Here is a 3,342-nt window from a genome sequence, read left to right as displayed (position 1 = left end):
TAAGTATTATTTAAATAAGAAAGCATCTCTCTCTTAAAAGAGATGCTCTAATTGATCTACGTAACGAGTATCTTTCATTCCAACTAGAACGTAGTCTATTTGATAACTAAGATACTTCTCAATAAGCCTTACCTGAAGTGGTTCATCACCTGCTTCAATAAGGCCTGCTTTAATCGCTTGCTCTTCAAAGTCTTTCCCCATCTTACTCATATTATGACGAGCATAATTTAAAGATACATCATATAGGTCGTAGAAAGGAGTACTCTCTTTAGCCGAAAGATCCCCTCCCCAAACTCTTGCTACAAAAGGAAAGAAGTGTGAGAAGTAAATCTGATCAACACCATCTGGCGTACTTGTATTATTCCACAGGTCATTAAATTGCTTTATTAGTGGAAGGTTATAAATCGATTCTTCAGGCTCTTCTTCTTTGAATTTCTTCTCGAGTAACATCATTGCAGTTACGAAAACTTTTTGAGCTTGTGATTCATCGATTAATGGATGAGTTGTTTCGTAGTTAGCTAGGCGAACTAGCCCCTCACCTTTAAATGCATTTAAAGGACGATTAACCATAACTTGAAGATCATGTCCCTTTGCTTTATTGAGTAAACTCAAACCATCATACCAAGACTCAAGGGCATCAATTTCAATCATATTGAATGGAAACTGGATATGAGTAAGGTGATGATTACTACTTACATTTTGCGCGCACTCCATAACTCTATCGATATGAGTAACTTTCTTATCATCAGGAGACAGAATAAAGTTGTTAGAACTAATTCCATAAGAGCCTATTAATCCTTCAGAAACTAGTGCCTCCAACTCAAATAAGGCCTTCTCAATTCTCTTGTAGTATTCGTCTTGAGTCGCGTTCTCTTCATAAAAGTAATATTCTGGATTATGTAATAAATATACATCAATTTTTTCAACTTCTAATCGAGAGAGAGAGCGTTGGACTTGGTTTCTAATATAGTCTGGGTGAATTGAGTGCCAAAGGCCGTCGTTAACTTTAACTAGCTCTTCTTTGGCCTGACCAATACTATTTAATTCTTGCATTACATCTATATTATCGCCTTGAACATAGCCTACTTTAGAGACAATAATAGGAGTTCTTTCGGCATTCTTAAGTACTTGAGCAACTAACTTCTCACTTTCTCCACTCGTATAGTTAGAGGATGTATCTATCAGTCTGCATCCTTTATTTACCGCAGAAAGCATTGCGTCATAATGATCGGTTGAATGATTACTTACTCTATAGGCCCCAAAAGCTACTGCCATATAATTTCTCCAATTTACTAATTAAATAAAAAAATCTTAAGAAATTCCGATATACTACTACGAGGAGAATTTATGAAGATTTCTGTTTTATTGATATTAGCATCAATTAGCACAACATTAAATGCTAAACCTTTTTGCATCTCGCATAGAGGGGTTGCTACTGAGTCAGTTGAAAATTCGTTAAATTCTATTCAAAAGGCCATAGACGTTGGAAGTGATGGAGTTGAATTTGATATCCACCATACTCGTGATGGGCAGGCCATTTTAATGCATGATGAAAGCTTAGAAAAAGTAGCAAAGTCTATTGAGGGTAAGAATTGTCCTCTGACTAAAGAGGTTAAGAGTTTATCTCTAGAGGAAATTCACTCAAACTGCATACTTAAGGACGGACAAAAGATACCTCTGCTAGAAGAAGTGTTAAGCATACTAGAGACGGAAGATATATTTACATTTCTAGAGCTTAAAGACTCTCCTACTCAAAAGACAATCGAGCTAATTGAACAATACAACACACAGAAGCCAGAGTTACTTAGAATCATTTCATTTAAATCAAAAGCATTAAGAAAACTTAAAAAGAAAAGAAAAAGCTCTTCTTTTTGGAAAGATGTAGAGCTGATGAAAGTTTATAAGTTCTTTCCACTTTCATTCGCTGATTATGGGGTAAATATTTTCTTCAAAACAAGGTTTATGGCCTGGTTACCAAATTTATTTGGAAAAGAAGTTGGAGTTTGGACAGTTAACTCGGATAAAGATTTAAAGAAAGTTTTAAAAAGAAGAATACACTTTGTTACGACTGATAATGTAGAGAGATGTATGGAGTTAAAATAAGCTAGATACTTTCATATCTAGCTTACCTTATTATATTTTTAATCTAAAAGTAATGTATTATCAAAAGGATTTAAGTACTGCTTCTTAAGTTCTATTTGCATTTCTCTATCTGCCTCTACTTCAAAGTGAGCAAATAGTGCACCCTCTGTGATCTTCTGATCTTCATAGAAAGACTTCATATAACTTGCAGCAATATTCTTAATAAAGTCAGGTAGTGGTAGGAAGCTTACTCCAAGTCCTGCTAACTGAAGAACCATTCTCTTTCTTCTTACTTTCGCTGGGCTTGATTTAATAAATGCAACACCTGGCTTAGAGTTAAACATTGACTCTTTATTTACTAGGTTAACAATTTGCTCTTCACCGTCAGCAACAACTTCTTGAAATGCAAAGTTTAGACGAGTATCAATTGAAGAGTATCTTCTACTATTTGCTCTAAGCTTAGACGTTCCTGCTCTAAAGTTAGTATAGAACTTATTCGCTCCATAACTTTCCCAGTTATTAGCAGCGCTATCTGACTCCCACTTTGCATACCATGGAATTTGAGACTCATAGATTGATGAGAAAATTTCGTCAGCTTCTACCTTAGTAAACCCAAGGTCAGTCTCACTAAATAGTTCTAAATAATGTAGTAACATATTTTGGTGATACAGACGTCTTTCTCTAATCATTCTTTCTACTTCTACTAGAACATAGCTAGCTGTATTTAGAATTGGAATAGAGCTTAGTCTCTTCTTTGCAAAGTTTAATCCCCAAGTCACTACTTGGTAAGTTACATGTCTCTTATAAAAGAATCTGCTATTATCAGGCTTCGCAATAATAGTTGGGTCTAGGTAAGAGATAGCATCTGACATTTTCTTTTCATATGCACTGATTACATTTTTGAACTCTGGAGCATTAAATACACCCTCTACATCAATATTTTCAAGAGCACGTAAAGATCTAACAACATAAGCGATATTTTCAGATGATTTGTCACCTTTATCTTCTATATCAGAGATAAGTAACTCTTCAATTTCAGCATCATAATCACCTTTTTGTTTCATCAGTAATTGTTCTTGCTTTAAATTTTCTTTAATTTGTTGAAGGTATGGAGCAATTGAAAAAGAAACCTTTAGTCCTGGCTCTTTAACTGAAACAACTCTTCCTTGATCATCTCTAACAATTTTAAATCTTTTCTCAAATGTAGCAGATCCTAAAACCTGAGATGAAAATAGCACTACTGCTAAAAGACATGAAATC

3 protein-coding genes are annotated in these 3,342 nt (G+C 34.6%); 1 reads left to right on the top strand and 2 read right to left on the bottom strand.

The annotated features are described in order from the left end of the window. Positions 1-33: 33 nt before the first annotated feature. A complete protein-coding gene (locus tag ABX784_RS16375; protein ID WP_372656137.1) occupies positions 34-1,275 on the bottom strand; it encodes an aldo/keto reductase in 1,242 nt (413 codons plus the stop codon). A 72-nt stretch (positions 1,276-1,347) separates the two neighbouring features. On the opposite strand from ABX784_RS16375, the gene ABX784_RS16370 reads away from it, so the two are divergent. Beyond that, the gene (locus tag ABX784_RS16370) at positions 1,348-2,103 is read left to right on the top strand and encodes a glycerophosphodiester phosphodiesterase (protein WP_372656136.1); all 756 of its coding nucleotides are present in this window, start codon (positions 1,348-1,350) and stop codon (positions 2,101-2,103) included. A gap of 38 nt (positions 2,104-2,141) precedes the next feature. Here ABX784_RS16370 and ABX784_RS16365 read toward each other — a convergent pair. Further along, positions 2,142-3,342: hypothetical protein (locus tag ABX784_RS16365; protein ID WP_372656135.1), on the bottom strand; the 1,201-nt coding region annotated here is incomplete at its 5' end.

This window comes from Halobacteriovorax sp., assembly GCF_041587335.1.
GTDB lineage: Bacteria > Bdellovibrionota > Bacteriovoracia > Bacteriovoracales > Bacteriovoracaceae > Halobacteriovorax.
This window is presented reverse-complemented; position numbering and strand designations above follow the sequence as displayed.

What these genes read in the sequence shown, in the direction of transcription:
- ABX784_RS16375 (WP_372656137.1), bottom strand. Translation starts at nt 1,275, where the DNA reads ATGGCAGTAGCTTTTGGGGCCTATAGAGTAAGTAATCATTCAACCGAT.
- ABX784_RS16370 (WP_372656136.1), top strand. Translation starts at nt 1,348, where the DNA reads ATGAAGATTTCTGTTTTATTGATATTAGCATCAATTAGCACAACATTA.